Origin of the sequence: Neobacillus pocheonensis (assembly GCF_050477905.1) — a bacterium.
GTDB lineage: Bacteria > Bacillota > Bacilli > Bacillales > Cytobacillaceae > Neobacillus > Neobacillus pocheonensis_A.
The window spans coordinates 17,094-39,054 of the sequence record NZ_JBCNAD010000029.1; the positions used below are offsets into that span (position 1 = coordinate 17,094).

16 protein-coding genes and 1 pseudogene are annotated in these 21,961 nt (G+C 39.1%); 1 reads left to right on the forward strand and 16 read right to left on the reverse strand.

Annotated features, from left to right (window positions below; all coding sequences use genetic code 11):
- The 6 genes from ABES02_RS16190 to ABES02_RS16215 form a co-directional block, all read right to left on the reverse strand.
- On the reverse strand, positions 1 to 1,533 hold the full coding sequence (locus ABES02_RS16190) for a hypothetical protein (protein WP_430136883.1): 1,533 nt from the start codon (positions 1,531 to 1,533) through the stop codon (positions 1 to 3).
- 8 nt (positions 1,534 to 1,541) lie between these two features.
- On the reverse strand, positions 1,542 to 4,046 hold the full coding sequence (locus ABES02_RS16195) for an MBL fold metallo-hydrolase (protein WP_430136886.1): 2,505 nt from the start codon (positions 4,044 to 4,046) through the stop codon (positions 1,542 to 1,544).
- 445 nt (positions 4,047 to 4,491) lie between these two features.
- Positions 4,492 to 6,120, reverse strand: coding sequence for a hypothetical protein (locus tag ABES02_RS16200; RefSeq protein ID WP_430136889.1), 1,629 nt, complete (start codon positions 6,118 to 6,120; stop codon positions 4,492 to 4,494).
- Positions 6,121 to 6,270: 150 nt separating this feature from the next.
- Entirely contained in the window at positions 6,271 to 7,599 is a 1,329-nt protein-coding gene (locus ABES02_RS16205; RefSeq protein ID WP_430136891.1) for a UvrD-helicase domain-containing protein, read from the reverse strand.
- A 285-nt stretch (positions 7,600 to 7,884) separates the two neighbouring features.
- A complete protein-coding gene (locus ABES02_RS16210; RefSeq protein WP_430136894.1) occupies positions 7,885 to 8,091 on the reverse strand; it encodes a thermonuclease family protein in 207 nt (68 codons plus the stop codon).
- Between the two features lie 427 nt (positions 8,092 to 8,518).
- Entirely contained in the window at positions 8,519 to 9,784 is a 1,266-nt protein-coding gene (locus ABES02_RS16215; protein ID WP_430137097.1) for an MFS transporter, read from the reverse strand.
- Between the two features lie 323 nt (positions 9,785 to 10,107).
- Between ABES02_RS16215 and ABES02_RS16220 the strand changes: the two genes are divergently transcribed.
- Positions 10,108 to 10,488: a YkvA family protein gene (locus tag ABES02_RS16220; RefSeq protein ID WP_430136898.1), complete on the forward strand. Its 381-nt coding sequence runs from the start codon at positions 10,108 to 10,110 to the stop codon at positions 10,486 to 10,488.
- 71 nt (positions 10,489 to 10,559) lie between these two features.
- Here the strand turns inward: ABES02_RS16220 and pqqE are convergent, their stop codons facing one another.
- The 10 genes and pseudogenes from pqqE to hydA form a co-directional block, all read right to left on the reverse strand.
- A complete protein-coding gene (gene pqqE / locus ABES02_RS16225; RefSeq protein WP_430136901.1) occupies positions 10,560 to 11,702 on the reverse strand; it encodes a pyrroloquinoline quinone biosynthesis protein PqqE in 1,143 nt (380 codons plus the stop codon).
- Positions 11,677 to 12,093 (reverse strand): pyrroloquinoline quinone biosynthesis peptide chaperone PqqD, encoded by a 417-nt coding sequence (gene pqqD, locus ABES02_RS16230; protein WP_430136902.1) that lies wholly within the window; start codon positions 12,091 to 12,093, stop codon positions 11,677 to 11,679. The genes pqqE and pqqD overlap by 26 nt, the downstream gene beginning before the upstream one ends.
- Entirely contained in the window at positions 12,065 to 12,805 is a 741-nt protein-coding gene (gene pqqC / locus ABES02_RS16235) for a pyrroloquinoline-quinone synthase PqqC (protein ID WP_430136905.1), read from the reverse strand. Before pqqC ends, pqqD begins: the two co-directional genes overlap by 29 nt.
- A 5-nt stretch (positions 12,806 to 12,810) precedes the next feature.
- The gene (gene pqqB / locus ABES02_RS16240) at positions 12,811 to 13,743 is read right to left on the reverse strand and encodes a pyrroloquinoline quinone biosynthesis protein PqqB (RefSeq protein WP_430137099.1); all 933 of its coding nucleotides are present in this window, start codon (positions 13,741 to 13,743) and stop codon (positions 12,811 to 12,813) included.
- A complete protein-coding gene (locus ABES02_RS16245; protein ID WP_430136908.1) occupies positions 13,725 to 13,979 on the reverse strand; it encodes a hypothetical protein in 255 nt (84 codons plus the stop codon). The genes pqqB and ABES02_RS16245 overlap by 19 nt, the downstream gene beginning before the upstream one ends.
- 645 nt (positions 13,980 to 14,624) lie before the next feature.
- Entirely contained in the window at positions 14,625 to 15,089 is a 465-nt protein-coding gene (locus tag ABES02_RS16250) for a hypothetical protein (RefSeq protein WP_430136911.1), read from the reverse strand.
- A 119-nt stretch (positions 15,090 to 15,208) separates the two neighbouring features.
- The gene (locus tag ABES02_RS16255) at positions 15,209 to 17,134 is read right to left on the reverse strand and encodes a PQQ-binding-like beta-propeller repeat protein (protein WP_430137102.1); all 1,926 of its coding nucleotides are present in this window, start codon (positions 17,132 to 17,134) and stop codon (positions 15,209 to 15,211) included.
- Positions 17,135 to 18,206: 1,072 nt separating this feature from the next.
- Positions 18,207 to 18,578, reverse strand: a pseudogene (locus ABES02_RS16260) (thermonuclease family protein); the annotation flags it as partial.
- A 493-nt stretch (positions 18,579 to 19,071) separates the two neighbouring features.
- Complete coding sequence (locus tag ABES02_RS16265) at positions 19,072 to 20,502, reverse strand: MFS transporter (RefSeq protein ID WP_430136913.1); 1,431 nt, start codon at positions 20,500 to 20,502, stop codon at positions 19,072 to 19,074.
- A 39-nt stretch (positions 20,503 to 20,541) separates the two neighbouring features.
- A complete protein-coding gene (gene hydA, locus ABES02_RS16270; protein ID WP_430136916.1) occupies positions 20,542 to 21,918 on the reverse strand; it encodes a dihydropyrimidinase in 1,377 nt (458 codons plus the stop codon).
- Between the last annotated feature and the right edge of the window lie 43 nt (positions 21,919 to 21,961).

Below are 21,961 nucleotides of genomic sequence, written 5' to 3' on the forward strand. Positions count from 1 at the left end.
TTAATTCTTCTCCTTCACTTCTGTTACTAATGGCTGAACAATAACCATGCCATTCATGGTCCAGCCATACTTCAATAATTTCACTGGGATTTCATGGTCTTGTCTTTCAATTGGTCCATCAATCCGATAATTTTTGATGAGCTCGGTCTTTTGAATCTTGAAGGATTCACCTAACTCATGGCCACCATTAAATTCCTCTAATCCAATCGCAAGACTTAGGCTAGAGAATAAATTGACCAGGCGGCCTGTGCTGATATTCGGATTATCCGGTATTTTTCCTTGGCTTTCCTCAAATAAATCGGACAACAGGTAATTGCTGCTCTCTCCACCTATTGCCTGAAGAACGTTCTTATATGCTTTTTCCTCCGCTTGGGCTACTTTTTCCCGTTCCTGACTTAAAGCGAGCTGTAAACGATTTATCTCTTCCTCAGCGATCTTTAGTCTTCGATTTGTATCCGTTTCTTCTAGTTCAGTGGTCTTCTCTTCAACATCTATTAATGAGACTTGGGTAATGGCTTGTTGCAAGGATTCAAGGGCTTGCTCTAATGATGACAGAATTTTATTCTTCGGTGTCATTTCCCTTTCTTCTGAAACTTCATCCAAACCACTAATCACTGCTTGGTCTGCTGTATCTATGTTACTTTCATCCACTTCGAGAGACTCAACCGGATCGACTGGCACTTCTTCGTCCATATGATCCAAGTCATGTTTTTCATTATTTCCCATTAAAATTGGTGTGTTGACCTTTAGTGTTTCTTCTTCCAATAAATTGTCCACTTCGAATTCTTCTTTTTCCTCTTTACTGACCGGAGATTCCAGTTTTTTCCTTAATCCGACAAAGATTTCCATAGAATCCTCTTCTTTTAATACGTCAAGTAATATGGCTCTCATTCCATCAGCAAACACAAGGTTCTCTACACCAATGATTCGTTTATATTTGCTCATCTGTGAAAAGCCCAGTCTCCCTTTTTTTTGAGAAAGACCTTGCCGTTCAAAAGAGTTCATCGCCTCATTTTTCCCCGCTGATTCAAACAATCTTGGAATAAGCTTTTCTGAAGTAAACAGGGCATGGATCATATTGTTTTTTGGATAAATACACGTGAGATAACGAACCAATAAATCACTGAAAATATTAGCTTTATTATTAAAGGCTTTATAGCTTTGAAAATCTCCATCGCAAATGGCTGCAAACGCTTTGCGTGAGTTAGGAAATTTAAAATTAAGTACATATAAAAAACTTAATACGACTGATGGGGTCACTTTTATATCTTTGTTTTGATTCCATGACTCGGAGATGATTTCTGAAATCCTTTCAGAATCATCTAATGCTATATTTTCATAAACTGCCTTTTCAACTTCTGATTGTAATTCCCAGTAAAATACATTCCGACTTTGAAAGTCTTCCAAATTTAACTCTTTCAAATATTTCTTAAAGTCATTTTCAGATACATTCTTACCATTCGTAATGATTTCCTCATCAGTCTTTCCAAAATTTCTCAAAACACGATCTAAAACTTGTGATTGAATGTCCATATATCCTCCTAATTATCGTTTAATCTATAGCTCCTACCATTAAAGGCAGGAATAACCTTGATTTTTTCTTTCAGATATGAAAGCAGGTCGATTAAGGATGGGTAAATTTTTTCCCCCGGAACCATCGTCTGGATGGGATCATATCTTCTTTCGTGTTCTCCATGCATAAGAAAAACCTTTTTCGGTTGCAAATCAAGAATTAGCTGCAAGATTTGTTCCCTGCTTGCATGGGCAGATAATCTAAACGATTCAATTCTGGCATGGACCTCTTTTTCACTGCCATTTATTTTGACCGAAAATTCTTCTCCCATTTTTGAGGTTTGAAGAAGGTGTTGGCCAGGACTCTCCTCATCCATATATCCTGTAAAGGAGATGGCATTCCGTTCTTCCTCGATAAGCCTTTCCGCATAACGCGCAGATGCACTGTTATCGGATAACATTCCTGAGCTTGCTACGACACAATTGTTACCCGGCATGATGTAATCATCTATAAAGTTATCGAAGGTAAAATGACTGCCCCTGCGATTTGAATAAATATATTGGGCAGCCTGAACGCCCCCGCCAAAGAAGAGCGATTCTTCCTCATCGCTTTGATAGCAGGCCGGATTGATATACCGATGTTGTTCAGCAAATCTTTGATACACTTGACATACATCGGTCACCCTCCCATCCAGGAAAAGGTTAAACGGCAAATATTTTTCTTCCCTATATGCGTCTTTCAAAATAAGAACGATTTCTTGGGCACGACCGACGGCAAATGCAGGGATTAACATAGACCCCCCTTTTTCCATTGTCCGTTTGAGCGATTCCAAGAATAGATGTTCTTGTCTAGAACGGGCGACACTTGCATTCGTTGGAAGGAAGCCATAGGTTGATTCCGTAATGAGGATTTCTACCTTTAAGTTATCAGGTAAATCGAGTCCTTTAACCGTTTTTTGCTCATCAATCGAATAATCACCGGTAAATAAAATCGAAATCCCTTTCATTTCGATATGAATCGCCCCAGCTCCCAAAATGTGTCCAGATGGATAGTACGTTATTTTCCAATTATCCTCTTTGCTTGGTACGTGGAAAGGCTGATAAAAATCGATTGGGTTAATCGAAAATATGGTACTTTGTACGTCCTGCTCATTATAGATAGTAGGATCGGTTTCTTGACCGATCCGGACTGTGTCTGTGAGCAAAAGCTTCATTAAATGAGTGGTGGCTTCGGTTGCATAGATGGGCAAATTGGGTCTGAGATTATGAACATACGGAACTGCGCCTGTATGGTCCATATGCGCATGTGATATTAATAGTGCATCAACATCATCAAACGTAATTCCTTTTTCAAACATGGGTGAATAGTCAGGGTGATAGGTATCCTCATGTAAGTGCATACCAGCATCTATTAATAAATGGTGACCCCTTACACTAATTAATATAGAGGTACCCCCGATTTTTTCCCCGCCACCAAGAAAGGTTACTTCGCAATCGTTCAAATTCATGTTGGTTTCGGTTTCATTTTGTTGTTTATTCGCATTCCAGTATGCTTTAATCGCTTCAGAGCGATCCGCGTGCTTCAGGAACTCCGATTTCCAAAAGTCCTTTAGGTCATCGGGTCGATACGACTTCAGGTAATCTGCATATAAAAGGGCAGTTAATAGATCATTCGGCGCCTTTATCCGGTCCTCCTCGATCCCTTCAAACCAATTGGATTGGCTGCTCATTCTCATGATTAGCCGAATGTAACTTTCCCTTTTTGTTTCAAGTGCTTCATCGATAAAACGATTATTTTGCAATTGTTCCACTGTCTGCTTAGTAAGGGCACTTTGTGATAATTCCTTATAGAAGTGTCCAATGACCTTCACATCTCCAGAAAGCTTGGCGTTTATACTCTCCCAATCTGCCCGTGTGACAAAATTCGAAATTTCATCCAAAATAATAGACCAATAGGCTATATCTTGTTCCCGGGCAAGTCGGTCGGTATGTAAATAAATTAATTTCCTTAATTGAAATCGGGACTGGGTATAATTCTTAAAGAGAAACTCCAATTCAACTAAGTTGAGGACTGTATCGACATAGAGCTTGTGTCCACTAGGATTCCCTCGAAATTCACGTTCCTGCTTTTCTGCTATTTCAAGTGAAATCATATACGCTTTATCTTGTTTGCCCTCAATAAACAAATACCTGGCGATGTAAAGCCTCACTTCCGGAACGTACTCGATTCCAGGCTGATTGAGTAACCATTCTATGTATTTTACGTCTTTGCTCACGTATTCCCATGAAGTGATAAACAAAGGGGCAAGAACCTGTATATTTCCAGACTTTTCAATTGCAGCTTTACTTGCATTAAAGACAACATCATATTCCCTTTGCGAGTCATAAAATTGACTGATTCTAATGAGGCCTTCCGTTTCTAACAGGTGTAGATTCGGTTTAAGGATGTCATAATGTTTTTTCGCCTCATTATTAAACCCTCTATTTTCAAAAAATATGGCCTGTTGCAAGTGTTCCTGAAAGGTTTTGGACATTTCTGACCTCCTACTTATTTTTTTATTAAAATTATATTAGGAGAAAAGCAATTAGTTCAATTTTACCAAAAACTTATTCATTGTCATACAAATATTTACTAATTCTGTGTTATTAATATTATAAATTAGCCAAATATTGAGTCTTCACAACAAAAGATTATTTATCAATCTAGTCTCTACCAGAAAAACATAATAAAGCCTTGTGGTTTCAATAGTTAATAGTTGCTGTCAAAATGGCAGGGCCCTATTTAAGCAGGACCTTTGTACTATCTTGATTGATCATGAAATAAATAACACCCGGAAAGGGGTTCTTTCCGGGTAGCATAAATTATATCGAAAAACATTTAAAATTTATGTTCAGTTGTCCTGGAGTTGATTTCCTCCAACAGTATGATCAAATCCACCTTTACCTTTCACACCTCAAAAAAATGATCAAGTCATATTCCTATGTCTTCGGCCATCCAAATTCATTCTTATAATATGTTTGCTTTATTTTGGCTAAATCATGTTCCCATTCCGTGATGGAATTCCTATTCCGGACTAATCCATTTTTCATGCTTTTTCTCCCTCGAACTAGAAAAGCGATTGTGTGGACCACTTTCTTCAATCCAAGCTGTGGGACTGCTTTTGTAGAAAGAATCCCCCAGCGTTCCTGTCGTGTCAGTCCTGTAATCTGATATCCCAACCTCTTTAAATCACTATTATTTCTGAGCTCTGTTCCTCCCACTGGACTTTTACTTTCTGAAATGTCGGTTGATGGCCATTTAAATAAGGTCGGATGATTCTCTTGGAAGTCTTTTTCACTACTTGATTTTCGAACATCAAACCAAAGGCTGCCAGCCTGCTTCCTAATAGCTGAAACCATCTCGTCTGTTACATAATATTTACCGGTATTTTTGCTGAACATCGCATCCACAAACATTTCTTTCCTTACCATAAAATCATATTTATTTTTATGGAGCGATAAAACGACTCTTTCTTTTTTTAATGGGTCTAGAGGATCCTGATACTTTTGCATTAGTGTTTTGGTTATAAGGTAAAGATGTTTAGTCCTTTTAACATTTTGCTGTGACAATGCCTCCTCCCTCTGTTTTTCTATATCCATAAGGTTGGATTCCATTTGGGTTAACAGTTGATGAATTTTTTCTAAAATCCAATTAAAATGATTCTCATCGAAAATCGATTGTTTTGATTTGAGATCCTCAATCGTTTTCAAGCCGATTTTGAGGGGGATTTCCCTATTTATGATCTTGTAGAAGGTGTTATATAATTTCATTTCAGGACTATTCAATCTTAAAAACTTCGTTCCTTCTTTCGCTTGGTCTAAAAGCTCGGTATCCAAATCACTTAAAAATGCATAAAACAAAAGTCTAGTGAATTCCGTTTCAGACACATTGGCATCCAGGAAAGGCCATTCGTCCACTAAATCATTCATTAATTTTGAAAATAGCTCTTTTTGATTGTAATCCAATATACAATCAATATATTTCAATATAATGATTGGTTCGTTATTATCCAAAATTAATTCATGGAAATAGTTAAAGAATTTTTCCAAATACTCAAACATTACATCATGATACTCTGAGAAGAGGAGATCGTGTATAAATTGGAGGACTGATAAATACTTGTTATTTCTTTCCTCGATATCTTCATAGTCCTTATCCATGATTTGGTTCATTACTTCAATTAAGACAGGTGACCATTTTTTCACATCAACACTTTCCGAATATTGTAATGAAATAATATGTTTGCACCAATTTAGAACAAATTCATATTGTTGTTGCTCCATTAATTTCCGGGCTATTTCCAACCTATTATTAGTATCATCTTCTATATTCACAGCTAAAAACGTGTGAAGCATCGTAAAAGGAACGTTATTTAACAAGTAAGTAAATAGAGATTTTAGTATATCATCTGTTGAATTAGCGTTATCTAATTCTCTAAGTTTGTTATTTTCAATTGTTAGACTTTCAATTTCTTCTTTTAGTAACTTAATTTGCGACTCATACTCTTCGCATGCACTATCTAATTTATATAAAAGCTCTTGGACCATTTCACTTTTAGCCTTTAACATATATAACACCTCGGTTATTTCTAATGTTCTTAATTATGCCTGAGGATACAAAACAAGTTCCCTTATTCTATTATAATGGAATTGGTTGGACTAACTAAAGAGTCAAACTAAAGATGGATCTTTTGAGAAAATATATTAATTCCTATATTCCTACTCCAATTTTAATGAGTTTGGAGCAAGTACAGCATGATTTAGCAGCGTTTTTCCAGTCCGATAGTTTTTCTGGAGGTAGTAATCCTGATCATTAATCTTGACGTCCCGGTGGTTCAACAGTTTTGTAAGTTCTTCGAATGCAGTATGGTTCGCCCCGCGGAACCGATAGATGGACTGCTTAATGTCCCCTACGACGAACAGCTTGGACGAGAAAGCCTCCTGGATCGTCACAAACTGCCGGATTTGAATATCGTCACTGTCCTGGAACTCGTCCACAAATAGGTAGGAGATTTTGGACGATAATTTTTTAAAGGCCTCTTTGCCGTATTGCTCCTGGATATGGTCCATCTCCCTGGATAAATCACTCAATGATAGGCTATTCTCATTGACTTTTGCCTGGGTGAACCTTGCTTCAACCTTTTTAATCACGGTTTCCAGCAATTCGTTCATTTTCTCATGACCCGATGCAGCTGTGCCAAAATTGGCTTTCAAGATTTCGTTCGAAGTAAAGCCTTTTTGCTCGAATTTCTCCCAAAAATCATAGATGACATCAATCAATTCATACATCTTCAAGGGAGAAATGATGGTTTCTATATTTCCATGGACGGATTCCAACTCTTTTTGAAAGTATGTATCTAATTCTTCCTCAATCCACCGGCGCTTTTCCATTGTAAAACTGCGCAAACGTACATTAAGACCATAGCCGCGGAGGGAACCAATTTCCTTCAACAGACTTTTTGCGAAGGAATGGATGGTTTGAATCCGCATGCTATTTAGCTTTTCAATCCAGTGGATATATTCCTTTGCCCCCGTCAAATCGAAGCGTGAAAAAAGTTCCTTGCGAAGCTTCTTGTACATATTCCTGGCAGCTTCCCGTGTAAAGGTAATCATGACAATTTCAGACGGATCCAGTCTGCCTTTCATGAACAAAAATAAAATCCGGTCAATCATGACGGTTGTTTTACCCGTGCCCGCACCCGCCTTCACCATGATGTTTTCTTCCAATGGGGCATGCTCAATCCGATATTGATCAAAATTGAATTCGTGGTAATCTTTCGAGATTTCTCCCACCTGCTGCAGATCCACTCCATCTGCAACCTGAATTGTTTTATGTATGTCCAGTTCCTCATTCACAAAAATGTGAAGGAGCTTTGCTTGTTTATATCCTTTTTCGAGGAATTCATTTGTATCTCTGACTCTTTCACTATTTGTGAACAATAATAGTTTCACACCCGCATTCATATACGAGCATAATGTATGTATTTCCGATTGGATATACGAATAATCCGCATATAAGACCAAAGAATATTCCGGTGCACTTCCCATGGATGACCTCCTCAACGGCTTTTGTTCGAACCTTCCTTTTTCAATATTATGCCAATTTCAATATATATACAAACAAAATATTCCTATCCCATTTTTCTAATCACCTTAAAAGGATTCCTTTTTCACTAAAATGGTTAAATAACTAAAAAAGGATGTAACCATGGCGATTGACATCCTTTTAATTACTTCACTTTAATATATAAATTTGCAGTATTGCAATTGGTTTAAAACGCGAATTTTTTTCCTAACGATTAACCGTATATGATAATATGTCTTTATTATTTATTATTTTTGAACACACCCCTTAAACCCCCATTTTGTTACATAATCCGAATGGCTCCAGATATTTAATCTGCTTCCTTTCGCCAATTTCTCGGCTTCCCTATAAACTGCTAAATATTTATATTCTGGATTCATGATATAAGCAACCCTCGCAAATCCTTCTTTAGTATTATCTCCTGAACCGAATATCCATCTACATAAACATGGCAAACAGTGCCTGTCACTGTTCGCATATTATCCCCACTAAATGACATAAGTTATGAATCTTGGCTCTGTAAAGCCCAACCACACAGGTTTTGGACCCAATGACCAAGACCCGAAATTATTTCCGTATCTAAAAAGAATACTGTTCTATAACATTCGGATCCTCAAATGCTTCAAGCCTACATTTAATGCCTTGTTGAGTATGCTCAAGTAGTGATGCTGCACGCAGGCCACTTAAATCCGCACCCGTTTTAAGATGACTTTTGGTTTCTTTAATGGACTCTAGTTGCTTGATTGCAAGATCAACTAATAGAAGTTATTCAGCTGTCTCTCCTTTTACTTTCTGCCAAAAATCTATGTTCATTTTTATATTAAACCTGCCTCGTTTTTGTTGAAAATGTATAGCTTAAAATTCACATCCAAAACCCTAACATCACCCCGAGGAAGCATGGGATTTCATTCGAATTTCGTAGGAGCTGAAGACTTTTCCATATAAATAAGCAAAACTGAATTGTAAACCGGATGCTATGTAAAAAGGCAGGGCCAGTGAACCCAATCCAAAAAGATAGCCGGTGAAATACGGTCCAATCGATATGGGCAGCCTTATTGAAAAGATATTGATGCTTGATGCGAAACCACGGCGCATGTCACGAGTCAAACTCACACTCAACGCTTGCTGTGCCCCTTGTGTACCTCTGTTTAAAGCCGTTCGTATGATATACAAGACAGAAACAAGTGCATAGGACGATAGTAAGGGCATCAAAATCAAAAGCAGGCTTGCAATGAAACGAACCAGCACAATGGACCTTATTGTCCCGTGTTTGTGGGATAATCTTGCTTGTAAGACCGAGGTAACACCTGTCGCAAAAAAAGTGACAGCCAATGTGCCTCCAATCTGTATACTGCTTACCTCGAATTTAGCCGAAAACCAATAAGACATCATCGGTCCCGTAAGCCCAATGGCAATCCCGTTAAGGATGTTAATGGCTGCCAGCTTTAAGACCGCAGAATTTTCTTCGCGCAGGATTCTCTTTTCCTGATTCCCTGACTCCTCTTTTATATATCCTAGTTGTTTATCAATTTTTCCTTCCTGAATGGTTAAAATGATTGACGCGGTCACAAAGGATAAAACGAAAATAAAGAAGAATATAGGGCGATAGGAAGAGTCTCCTGGAAAGTTATGATTCCATAAGGCCATGATTCCCGCCAGCACTGCACCCACCGCCATTCCGAAAAAGCTAAGAGCATTATTCAGACTATATACCTTTCCACGCTCTATTTTTGGGATAAAGGCCGCCAGCCAAGCCTGCTCCGCCGGGGCACACGGACTGGGAGAACCGGCGTCCGCTTTCCCAAAACCTGAAAGTGTGATTGCAATAAATAACAAAATAGTATTTGTAGATAATATCCCAATCAAGGCACATCCGGCTGTTAATAGTTCAGAAAAAAGGATAAAGGGTTTTCTCCCCAGTCGATCGCTATAAATACCTATGACTGGGGCTAGTCCTACACCAAGCAAACCTCCGGCAGCAAGCACACTTCCAATCGCCGCTGTGCTCCAACCCAGTGCAACGAGGTATAGAGACAAATCAACAACTAGCATGCCTTGTCCAATACTTCGAATGGAATTGACCAGCATAAGTTTTTTGGCCGCCGGATGAATTTGTCCGGCTCCTTCATCATCGTTCTTACCAAACACAAACTTCAACTTTATCACTTCTTTTCTATTTTTCTTACATCATTTTTAATAAATATGGGGTGATATCGGTAAACCGTGAGTTATTGTTACTCTACTTAAAAGAGTTCCAAATCATCCTGTCATTTATACACAGCCATTACGGTTTACCTAAAGGAAACATCACAATGTCAATGTGTGCATAATGTCTTTTGAAAACAAAAACACAAATAGCGGATACAGCATAAGTTGTTTAAAATGGTGATGTTCGAAGCAAAATAATGTGAAAGAATCTGGACTGACCGATGAAAAACGAGGATAGTTTAGTAGAGAGGGAAGGATACGACATGGTTAAGCATCCAAGCAAATGGAAGGAAATCATACAAAATCTTAAACAAAGTATCTATATCGTGTATCTTGCATACCGTCATCCGAAAACACCATGGTATGCTAAAGCATTTTCATTAGTGATTGTTGCCTATGCGTTAAGCCCCATAGACCTTATTCCAGATTTCATTCCAGTATTAGGTTATTTGGATGAAGTTATTCTGCTTCCCTTGGGGATATTAGGAGTGTTCACTCTGATACCGAACCAAGTTTTGCAAGAATGCAGGGAGATGGCCTCCCGAACGCCTAAAATGCTGAAGAAAAATTGGGTAGCAGCGATTATGATTCTCCTCGTTTGGATCAGTCTCGCGACCACGGTTCTTTTCAAATGGGTCATATAAAAAAGGTGCCAAAGGTTATGTATGCAGCCCCTTTAGCACCAAATTTGCAATCATATATTTTTATTAGAGTTTTATGTTTTTTTTGATGTGGTTCTGTCTGGCAGATATCCCCGATAGATGATGGGTGATGACTGTATAATGGGGTTGCAATTAGCGTCCTGTACAGCTTTTTCAATCAGATAATGTTTTGGTGCCCATTGGCAGACGGGGTCCGTCGCATAAGCGTCCCCAGTTAAAGCAAAAGCCTGACAACGACATCCACCGCCGTCTTGGTGTCTTAGGTCACATGAAAGGCAGGGTTCTGGCATCCATTCTTCACTGCGGAAATGGTTAAAAGACTCTGATTCATACCAAATATGCCTTAGTGACGAATCAAGAACATTTTCAAAGGAGAAACCCTCAATCATCCCGGCTGTTGGGCAAGGAAGGACTGCCCCATTTGGTGCTACCGTTAGGCCAATCGTCCCCCATCCTCCCATACAAGGCTTAGGAGCTTGAGCATAATAATCAGGAATAACCCAAATGATTTCGATTTTTTTCCCAATGCGCGCTTTTGCGGCCTCATAGATTTCACGGGCACGTTCAATCTGAACAAGGCTTGGCAACAGCTGCTGCCGATTGAGCAAAGCCCAGTTATAATACTGGGTATTCGCAAGTTCCAGTCGTTCAGCACCCACCTCCTCGGCGAGCTTGATAATCTCATCTAAATAATCAATATTCATTCGGTGCAGCACGACATTTAATGATAAATATAATCCAGCGTTTTTTACCGCTTTGCAAGCCTCCCGTTTCTTGTCAAAAGCCTTATAACCGCCGATGATGTCCGAAAGCTGCGCTTTACCTGCCTGAAAGCTCACCTGCACATTTTCCAGGCCGGCATCACAGAGCCGGGCTGCCTTTTCTGTTGTTAATCCAATACCGCTAGTTATGAGATTGGTATACATCTCTAATGTATTTGCATGGCGGATAAGAACTTCCACATCGCTTCGCAAAAGTGGCTCTCCACCGGAAAAATGAACTTCTACAACTCCAAGATCAGCAGCCTCAGACAAAACACGGCACCACTCCCCGGTCGATATTTCCATTGCCTTTGAAATCATTTCTAAAGGGTTCGAACAATATGGACAATGCAAAGGACAGCGATGAGTTAACTCCGCGACCAAGGAATATGGGGGGGGAGCTCCCTTATTATTCTTTGTTATCGACTGAACCATGTTTATGGATCACCACCCAACCCTGATCCTCCATTTCCCGGAGAAACTCAGAAATATCTGCCTTCATCGTTTTCAAATCAGGCAGAGCGCTTGTATCTGCAGTTTTGGTGTCTGCCTTTAGTGAAGCCCTTATTTTTTCAGTGATGGTGTTCACGGTTTGTCTCCCGTCACATAAAGTAAGAATAGTTGCAGCCGTTTCGTTCAAGACCACGACCTTTTCCGGTAACAAAAGAAGATTCTTCTCCCTCACCTTATCAAATTTTAATCGCGCCATTGCTGCGAGTCTTGGAATACTGTCAGCTAAAATTGACTCCACCACCTTTCTTTTATCTTTAGGTGACTGATAAAACCATCGTTCACGTTTACAGGGGATATGCGTTTTCGATGGCATCAAGTTGTGCCCACAACACATCACACTTGAAACGTAGTGCAGCAACAGCCCGCCTTTGATCTTTCGGAGTTTGGCAATAGGTTAACACAAGTCTAAGGGCTGTATCAGCATCACGCGGAGCCTGTGAAAGGCGATTTTGAAAATATTCCAGACCTGCACGGTCAATCCACGGATAAAGCCGCTCAATTATCTTCATTCTCTTTGACATTAAATCAGGAGAAAACAATTCGGTTAGGGAGGAAGCGACGGCTTCTATCCATGGTTTTGTCCTCGCGAAGTTTACATAAGCATCAACGGCAAATCGAACACCGGGAACGACTCTGACTTCCTGTACTACTTCTTCCCGGGATAACCCCACAGCTTCACCAAGCCGAAGCCATGCTTCAATTCCACCTTCTTCCCCTTGCGTTCCGTCATGGTCAATGATTCGCCCAATCCATTCACGGCGCATATCCCTTGACGGCAGCCTAGAAAGAATTGCTGCATCTTTAATCGGAACAGATATTTGATAATAGTACCGGTTAGCCACCCAACCGCGGATTTGTTCTCTGCTTAATTCTCCTTTATGCATCGCTACATGAAATGGATGTTTGTCATGATAGAAGGAACTCCCTACAGCTTTTAATTGCTCTGTGAATTCATCCCTCGTCCATAGTTCATCCTTTGTTTCATTTAACACCTTTTCTAGGCTTGTGAAATCACCTTGATCCAAAATGTTCACACCTCCACTTCCATACCGTCATAGGCAATCTCAAAACCAAGCTGTTCCAATGTATGCCTTTCCATTGAGTCCTTCTTTAGAATCGGGTTGCTGTTGTTAATGTGAATCAGGATTTTCCTCTTGGCTGAGAATATGGCTAGCTTTTCAGCAATGCCCGATGGACCGCTAATTGGTAAATGTCCCATACTTTTTGCATCGCGCTTGGTTGCACCCATCTCTACCAATTCAGTTTCTGACCAAAAGGTTCCGTCGACCATCAAGATATCCGCCTTCTGAAAGCAAGCTTCTATAGCTGGGGTGATCCTTTCTAAAGTAGGAAAGTAAGCAAGGCATCTGCCGGTACTTTCATTATGAAGAACTAGCCCCACCTCCCAAAAATCTTCGGGGTTATTCTCCTCCTTGTTTGACCGGGTATAAAGCGGCGGTTTTTTAGAAACGGGGACCGTCTCGATATAGATGGTTCCTTCTTTTCCCACACCCGGAGGACCTATCCGCTTGCGATTATCAGGGTGAAGAGACTCCCATTCCCACGAACAATAGTTTTTCAGTAAGGGTAACACTGGAAAAAACTTCTGCAAACTCTTTCGTACAGTTTCGGTTCCATAGATAGTTAAAAAGGAACCCTCCCGCAATGACAATAACCCAATCGTATGGTCGAACTCTGCATCGGTTAAAATAACACCAGCCAGAGGAGTCTCTCTTATACCAGGACCCGGATGCAGAGCAGTAAACGATTCAATCTGTTTGTGAACATCCGGTCCCGCATTGATGAGATACCAATCCTTTTCATTCGCACTTACTGCAAGCGATGATTGTAATAACGGCTGGTGCGAATCGTTTCCTTCGCGGACACTATGGCAATTTGGACATGCACAGTTCCACTGCGGAAAGCCGCCACCGGCCGCTGTTCCTAAGACTCTAATTCGAATTTGGCTTCAGTCCTTTCACTGGAGACTCGAACACCTTCCTTGTCAATATCCCTAGGTTTACCTAATGCCTTTGCAACTTGCCACCCAATCGCCATATTTACTACAGCCATGAGGGGATACAAGAGATAGTCACCCACTGGTTCTGGGAGCAACAGATCGACAACCAGCCATCCTCCGGCTGTTGCACACCCGATAATCATGCCAATCATTGATTTTAGGTAACGACTTTTTTTCATATGCCCTACCTCCGTTGATATATTAAACAACTATTAAAAGCATGCGCAAGAGGCAAGAGGGCTGTGCTGCTAGCCAATATAGGCATACATTGTCACCTCAGGAGAAGTATTAATCACTTTATACTCAGGCTTTACCCACATGTTTAGATACCCCCTTTCATGACACTCACAAAGAAGATTCTCCTCTGCGGGGGAGTGTCTGATTTTCCCTTTCAAAATAATCTATGTAGATAAATATCTCAAAATAACCAGAATTTTGACATGAAGTTGTCCTTATGTGGCATTGGATTTTGCAATATATTGCAAAAAGGGACAAGAACAAAAAAAAGAAACAACCTGAGTCCGGATGATGATTGAGATCAGGTTGTTTCCGTTATGATTATCTACTTACTAATATAACAACACCCTCCATATAATGTAAAACTACTTTTAGGTATTAGACTGTTTTAGAAAGAAGGACAAAGAGAGACAAGCTTCTGCATCTGTCACTGCATTAAAAATAACCTGAGTTTATCAATACTCAGGTTATTAACATCATTTATTTACAAATCCTTCAATTGAAAGCGGATATTTAATACTTCAAAAGATTTATCCCGTACGGTTCAAAAATAATACGGGAATACTTTTAGTTTTTCAACATCTCCCTCAGTACTGACTACTCTTTAACATAAAATTAACTGTCCATTGACCATTTTGATTCATTATTCCATGTGTGTGAAATGACATCTCAGAATTATCTGATCTGTAATGGTGCATCTGTGCTATTATCGTTCCTTTATACTCATTATTACTTATTTTCTTAAACGATTCTGATTCCTCACGAACTAACGTATTCCCAATCCATATATACGGGTTTTCAATCAAACTTTTAGTATCCGAACTAACTTGTATATTCGAATTTGAGGTTATCGTATAATGCAGCTGAATGTCTTGGCCGTGGTTTATTATCGAATAGTCATTGATTGTTAACCTGATTCCGTTATCCTCGGATGAACCTAATCCCTTACTTGATTGAGCATTGGTTAAAGTTGGATAGGCAAAGCCAAAGAGTAAGGAAATACATAAGGCGGCACCAATGAATCGCACGGTACAAATCGGTAATTTCCTCATTTTACCACCATCCTTATTTTTCGTGAATATCTAATGTTTCGCCAATTTATACTAATCCTTTTAGGAAACAATCTGAGTCCGATAAAGGAATCAGACTCGGATTGCTTCTAGAGTAAAAATCATTTCATTTTGGATAGCCAATCCGCTAGTGCTTCCGCCTCTTTACCTTTAGCCAAGCCTGCTGGCATGCGGTCGCCGCCATTAAGAATTTGATTCAATATCTCCTCTTTAGACATCGATTTGCCTATGTGCTGCAGATTTGGAGCTGTCGCGCCTTGGAGATTGTCTCCGTGACAGGAAATACAACTTCTTTTGTAAATCTTTTCCGGATCGACTACAACGTCAGCCTCTCCTTGTAATTTAGCATTTTTATTTATAGCTTCAGGTTTTAACTTACCTCCGAGGCCATAAACAACCACCTTCGTACCACCAGTAATGACAGCAACATATTCTTTGCCGTCAACAGTATAAATGGAAGGTGCCATTTTAATTTGTTTTCCGCCACTTTGCATACTCCATAATACTTTACCTTTTTTAATATCAAGAGCATTTACCTTTCCATCCAATTCCCCGTAGAAAGCAAGGCCGGCAGCTGTACTTGTGAATCCGCCATACATCGGATCATCCGTTTTCTTTTGATATACTTTTTTCCCTGTATTCATATTAATTGCTGTAATGGTACCAGAAACATCAACATCTTTTGGCAAAGGAAGGATCTTTGTACCTGGGAAGGTATTATTATCTTTTGCAATCTCTGCTGCATCTTTTGCTGCTACCATTAAATTAGGGCTATTAATACCTGGAATAAGCACATAGTTGGTTTCGGGGTCATAAGTCTGTGGAGCATAGCTCTCCCCACCTGGCGTTCCTGGCCATTGAAGGACAGCTTTACTCTCATCGCTTGGTACGTCCGAATGTTGAATTTTTACAAAAGGCACCCCATCATAAATGGTTTTCCCTGTTTTTGCGTCCCACGCATACCACTTTCCATTCTTACCGCCTTCAACCACAACCTTTTGCTTTTTCCCACCGACCTTTGCATTGAGAATCATCGGTGTTGCGGCAGCGTCATAATCCCATATATCATGATCAACTTGACCAGATGACCACTTGAACTCCCCTGTTTTACTATCTAAAGCAGTGATCGAGTCGGTATATGGATTTTTTCCTTTTCTATCTGCATCGTAAAAGTCCGGAGCTGGATTCCCTACTGCAAAATACATCATATCAGTATCTGGATCAAATGACATCGGTGTCCATACGGAGCCTCCGCCCGTATATTTACCTTGCGCCCAGCCCGTTCCTCTTTCAGGAACAGTCCAAAACGGCTCTTTCCATAGCGGTTCAAGGGTATCTGCTTTAAACGCCCAAACAAAACCTCGTGTTCCATTATCTCCGCCGCTGCTTCCAACGTAAACATTGCCATCATAATACATTGGGGCAGATGATTCATAATATCTGTTCTCTAACTTGATAGACGGTTCATAGTCCCAAAAGTTGACCATTTTTAACAGTTTTCCGCTCTTCGCATCAAGTTTGGCCAGCCGATTATCTATCATCAAGACAAATACATTTCCATTGGCCACAGCTACACCCCTGCTTGCCACATTGGACTGCCATGGCAAACTTTCAAGATGATCAAGTACGTCCTTGGGAGGTGTCCATGCCCAAAGTTTCTTTCCACTTGCGGCATCAATTGCAAACACATGATTTTTCGAACTAGTCACATACATGACCCCGTCATGAACGACAGGGAAGTCTTCTTGTAAATTTGGAACATCCTTATTCCAATCTAAAATATCCTGCTGCCATGCAATCCCCATTTTTTTCACATTATCTTTTGTAATCTCTTTATAGGGAACATGTCGGGTATGTTGAAGGTCATACCCCCAATTTGGGAAGCCTATCTCATCTTCCTGATTTGCCTGGTTAGATTCCTTGGTTCCCTCTTTCTTATTTGCAGTTTTCTTACCATTAATAGACTGACAGCCAACTATAACCATACTCGCTAGCAAAACTAAACCTAATAACTTTAAAAATCGCATCACGGAAGTACCCTCCTGACATTATGAAATAATAAATTGAATTTTGATGATGAATTATTCCACATAGAGTCTTAAATCCTCCTTAAGACATTCTAATTTTTAGAAGAACATTGGTATAATTACCTAAGGCACAATAGATTATGCAAATTATGTATAATCCTTCCTTTCCTCTTTTTAAAAAGCGAATGATTAGTTTTCGATGAATTTCGCTTTTACCACATAAACGGTGACCAATCCCCTTAATGATCTAATGGTTTTTACCAAAAGCTTATTTGTACTGTTGTACGACCAATTACTCATTTTAAGCATAAAAAAAGACCCGCAGCCAAAATGACTGAGAGTCTTTGAAACACCTACGGTTGTTTCCGAAAGGCCAGGAATTCGACCATAGGGATCACAATCGACAATTACACTCATGTGTTACCAATTCAAAAAGAAGCTGCCCATCAATTCGAGCAGCTCAATAAATAACCTATGTAAATGATGAAAAAATCCATGTGACCAAAGATAATATTTTCAGTTGTTGGCCAACAACTTTAACCTCACTTTAACTTCTCATAAACCTCTATCAATAGCCCTTATATATTAAGGCTGGCGGGACTACGTGGGAATCGAACCCACCAGACCTGGCACGCAGGTCTCAAGCAGTTTTGAAGTTAGAGGGAAGGTGTTTTTCATAAGTAATTATTGAAATCATAAATTGATGAGAGTCCTTGATTTATAGGGATTCTCGAACAACTAAAGATTATTTAGTTATTTTTAATTTTTGTTTATGAATTGTGGTATGTTACCAAAATGTGATCATAATGCAATATAATTTTTAGAGTTATTCTTTATAGTTACCGAAAGTATCTGCAGATCCTATCTTTAGAGGGTCTGCAGATTTTTATTTTAATTAACAAAGAACTTCATTACAAATGACTGTGGTCAGAAATATTTGATACCGGTGGTCGGGGTCGAACTGATTCTCCCGAAAAGACTTTATTTTATCTATTAATCTAAGCAGGATCTCTCTGTCTTTTTATGCCAGTAAACTTAATACACCTCATCTATTCAATATCTTTATTTTTTATTATTTATGAACGCACCCATTAAACCCCCATTTTGTTACATAATCCGAATGGCTCCAGATATTTAATCTGTTTCTTTTCGCCAATCTTTCAGCCTCCCTGTATATTGTTAAATATTTATACTCTAGATTCATGATATAAGCAACCCTTGCAAATCCTTCCTTCAGCAATGTCTCTTGAACCGATTGTCCATCTACATATACATAAGCAAGTAATCTCCCGTAGGAATCCCTTGTGTTATAAGTTTCAAACCCCAACGTTAATCTGCCGCTCTTTACCAACTGGTTATTTCTTTGAAAAGCCTCCTTGGCAAAAGGTTGAACACACATTCCTTCCTTTTTCGATTCTGGTGTATCAACCAAAAGATATCGAACCTTGTAATTCCTTCATTACCACCATCTCCATTTATTCATTTATTTTCATTCTGCCAGGTTGATTGACTATTTTGCATTTTCAAAATATGGCTAACCATTCTTTCACTTACACCCTTTATATAGATATAAATGATCCAAAAGGACATGTTCGTGAAATCTATTTATATAAATAGATTTACTGCATTAAATTTGTTAGAAGGATTACACACAAAAAAACATCCAAATTTGGATGACCTACTGATGCTGTTTATAAAAAATAATTTATTCTTTTTCAAATTTTTCGAATTCAATGATATTTTCATTATTATTTCATTCCGTTTTAATAAACTATTCTTCAAATTTTCCTTTTGAAGCAAAGTGTGGGCTTAGTTTTCCTCACCGCCCATCAGGCGTCCATGGAAATAATGATCATTAAACATATCTAAACGAAATCGTTCTATTATTGAAAATTGAAAAAAGCCCCCAAAGAATTGGGGACTATCCAAATATATAACTAGATAGATACATTCCTATCTTCTGATACTGAAATTGATGAAATCTCAGACACTTGTTCAAGGCTTTTGCCTTTTGTTTCGATCGCCATTTTCCAAACAGTTAACGCCATAATAGCGTACATAATAGCGACCATAATGAGTAAGCCTGGGGCCTTTGCAAAATCAAATATACTTCCAGCTAAATAAGGCATGATACTTGCGCTTAATAATGCGATAACAACAGATGCTCCTGTACCAAATGCACGGATTCGAGTTGGATAAATTTCCGGAGCATATAACCAAGTTGTTGTATTCAAGAGCATGAACATTAATTGCAAGAGTGAACCGAATAATAGAATCGTAAACGTAGAATGAGATTGGCCAAATAAAAAGGCGATGATAACTGCCACAAGTGCCCCCCACCCTAAAACTTGTTTACGACCTAGTTTTGCGGCAAAATAAGAGGAAAGAAATGCCCCGATGAGTCCCCCTGTATTAATAACCATTGAATAGAACAAACTATTTACAACTGTAAATCCTTCTGAAACCAATACTGTTGGCATAAATACTGTAATTGCTACCTGAGATCCAAAGGTTAAAGCAGAAATGATCCATAACCCAATTGTTCTTTTTGCTAGAATCGGAGAAAAGATTTCACCAAGGCGGACTTTTTCCTTTTCCAGTGACCCTGAAGCATGTTTCATAAATTCTTTTGGCTGGATTTTTTTACGCTTCAATGTATTTTGATCAAACATGGATAATACTTGATTCAATTCATCAATGCGACCACGTGATAAAAGAAAACGTGGAGATTCCGGAATGTATTTCCTATATACCCACAGAAGTAACGCAGGAGCAGCAAGAATACCTAACAACCATCTCCATGTAACCATATCCCCACCAAGTAGTCCTGACAATGGTCCTAATATAACATAAGCAATTGCAGCAGATAAAAATATTCCAAGACCGCCAGCAGCAACGTTTACAATCGCTACGGAAGATCCCCGTTGCTTGGTGGGTACAAATTCACTAACAATGGTTAAACCAGTGTTGAGTTCCCCGCCTAACCCTAGCCCGACAATAAACCGGCCTAAAAGCAAGATCTCAATATTCGGAGCAAATGCACCAATCAGTGCTCCAAATGTAAATAACCCGAGATTATACATATAAGTAATTCTGCGTCCTAACGTATCACCTAAGATCCCAGCTATTAACGACCCTAGAGCCATGCCTCCGAAGGTAAATGTCGTCATCAAGCCTACTTGTGACCCGGAGAGTCCCCATAATTTTGTCAACATAGGAGCTGCGTAACCAACATTATATTGCTCAACTGCATCAAAAACGGCTCCTAATGCAATCAAAAATATCAGCCAACGATGTGTAGAGTTAAACTTAATACCATCTATGATACTACCAAGCTTTTCAAACTGCTCTTTTATTGAATTGGACATCGAAACCCCTCCCCTTTTCTAAAAACAAAATGCTACCTACTAATCTAAAATAGGTTTCGTTCTCTTAATAAATTCACCTCTTACTTTTTTATCTAATAGATTACCGTTGTCAATCAAGTGATTACCTCGAACGATCGTATGGATTGGTTTTCCAGTCATGTTGAATCCTTCAAATGGAGTATAGTCGGTTTGCATGTGAAGATCTTGGATGGTGAGTTGGTACTTAGCATGTGGGTCAAAAACTACGATGTCAGCATCACTGCCAACTGCTATGATGCCTTTATTGGGGTACATCCCCATTAGTTTTGCTACTTTTGTAGATGTCAATTCCACAAATTGATTGATGGAAAGTTTTCCTGTAGCCACCCCCTCTGAAAATAGTATAGTTCCTCTTGTTTCTATCCCAGGAAGTCCATTTGGCGCCTTAGTGAAGTCATGTTTGTACTTTTCCTTTTGTCCTAAGGTATAACAGCAATGATCACTATTCACTACATCTACAGTGCCCTCTTGAATCATGTTCCAAAGACCATCTCTATCTTCTTTTGATCGGATAGGTGGACTACAGATATAGTTTTGGCCATTTTCCCCTTCATAAATTTCCTCTGATAAGGCAAGATAATGGGAACAAACCTCGGTAAACAAAGGAATCCTTTTTTTGGCATGATCTAGAATCTGTTTTGCTTCCTTTGTACTCATATGTACGAAAATGGAAGGCGCATCCGTGTGTTCTATTAAAGTGATTAAACTTGCAATTGCTTCTACTTCAGATATGGCCGGCCTGCTCAATGCATGATATCTTGGAATTGTTTTTCCTTCTTGGAGAAATTTTGTAATTTGATAATCAATCATTTCAGCGTTTTCAGCATGAAATTTTGCGATGCCTCCATACTGGTTAATAATTTTTAAAACTTCGTATATTTCTCCTCTGCCAATCATGACAAGATCTTTATAAACGGTAAACATTTTGATGGATGGAATTCCGCCAACGATTAAATCCCTTACATCTTCATACGATTTTTGATTACCCTTAGTTACGCAACCATGAAAAGAATAGTCAATCAATGTATTTCCTTTTGCTTCTGAGAGTCGTCTTTCGACTGCATCTAAAGGACTTTCATTCTCATAAGGAATGGCGAAATCAATAAATGAAGTTGTTCCGCCATGAACAGCTGCTAAAGATGCATTGTAAAAAGAATCTGTAGTGGTAAATTCACCAAGTTTTAAATTGACATGTACATGAGAATCAATCATCCCCGGAATTACGTACTTACCATTTGCATCAATTTCCTTTTTTGCTTCAGGAAAGTAATCAGCATTTCCTAGTGCTACGACTTTGCCATCCTTAACAGCAACATCAACTTTCTCGGAATAACTTGAATTTACAACTGTACCATTTTTAATTAACAAATCAATCATTTTTACCCTCCTCTTTTTTAAAATTCATATTTAATCACCATTT

Bases quoted from the DNA above. Each gene is read 5' to 3' on its own strand.
- ABES02_RS16200 (WP_430136889.1), bottom strand. From the start codon at position 6,120: ATGTTAAAGGCTAAAAGTGAAATGGTCCAAGAGCTTTTATATAAATTA.
- ABES02_RS16250 (WP_430136911.1), bottom strand. From the start codon at position 15,089: ATGAGGAAATTACCGATTTGTACCGTGCGATTCATTGGTGCCGCCTTA.
- ABES02_RS16265 (WP_430136913.1), bottom strand. From the start codon at position 20,502: ATGTCCAATTCAATAAAAGAGCAGTTTGAAAAGCTTGGTAGTATCATA.
- ABES02_RS16245 (WP_430136908.1), bottom strand. From the start codon at position 13,979: ATGAAAAAAAGTCGTTACCTAAAATCAATGATTGGCATGATTATCGGG.
- pqqD (WP_430136902.1), bottom strand. From the start codon at position 12,093: ATGCCATCGAAAACGCATATCCCCTGTAAACGTGAACGATGGTTTTAT.
- ABES02_RS16195 (WP_430136886.1), bottom strand. From the start codon at position 4,046: ATGTCCAAAACCTTTCAGGAACACTTGCAACAGGCCATATTTTTTGAA.
- ABES02_RS16205 (WP_430136891.1), bottom strand. From the start codon at position 7,599: ATGGGAAGTGCACCGGAATATTCTTTGGTCTTATATGCGGATTATTCG.
- hydA (WP_430136916.1), bottom strand. From the start codon at position 21,918: ATGATTGATTTGTTAATTAAAAATGGTACAGTTGTAAATTCAAGTTAT.
- ABES02_RS16190 (WP_430136883.1), bottom strand. From the start codon at position 1,533: ATGGACATTCAATCACAAGTTTTAGATCGTGTTTTGAGAAATTTTGGA.
- ABES02_RS16220 (WP_430136898.1), top strand. From the start codon at position 10,108: ATGGTTAAGCATCCAAGCAAATGGAAGGAAATCATACAAAATCTTAAA.
- ABES02_RS16255 (WP_430137102.1), bottom strand. From the start codon at position 17,134: ATGCGATTTTTAAAGTTATTAGGTTTAGTTTTGCTAGCGAGTATGGTT.
- pqqE (WP_430136901.1), bottom strand. From the start codon at position 11,702: ATGGTTCAGTCGATAACAAAGAATAATAAGGGAGCTCCCCCCCCATAT.